The sequence below is a fragment of the Pauljensenia sp. UMB1177 genome (assembly GCF_030217965.1).
Lineage (GTDB): Bacteria > Actinomycetota > Actinomycetes > Actinomycetales > Actinomycetaceae > Pauljensenia > Pauljensenia turicensis_A.
On record NZ_JASOOV010000021.1, the window covers coordinates 1 to 299 of the forward strand.

General features: G+C 70.2%; 1 protein-coding gene. It reads right to left on the reverse strand.

Translation table 11 applies throughout. The features are described from left to right. Positions 1-299: hypothetical protein (locus QP442_RS08420; protein WP_285069783.1), on the reverse strand; the 299-nt coding region annotated here is incomplete at both ends.

The following is a 299-nucleotide window of genomic DNA, read 5'->3' on the forward strand; positions in this document are numbered from 1 at the left end:
GCGGTCTCCTGGGTCACCGGCACGCTCACCGTCTTGGTCACGGCAGCCCCGGCCGCATCGGTGGCCCTGAGGGTCACCGTATTCTCACCCGGGTTGAGCACCGTGCCCGGTGCCAGGGTAAGAGCGGTATCGCCCGCGGCCCCAGCTGCGCCGTCGTCCTTCACCGTGTACTTGGCGAGTACCTCGGCGGCCAGGGCCTGCCGGTCAAGAGCGCCGGCGGGCGCCGTGAGTTCCACGGTGTCCGGGCCCTCGATCACGGGCAGGCTGTCCTTCGTGAAGGAGATGGACTGCGCGGTGGA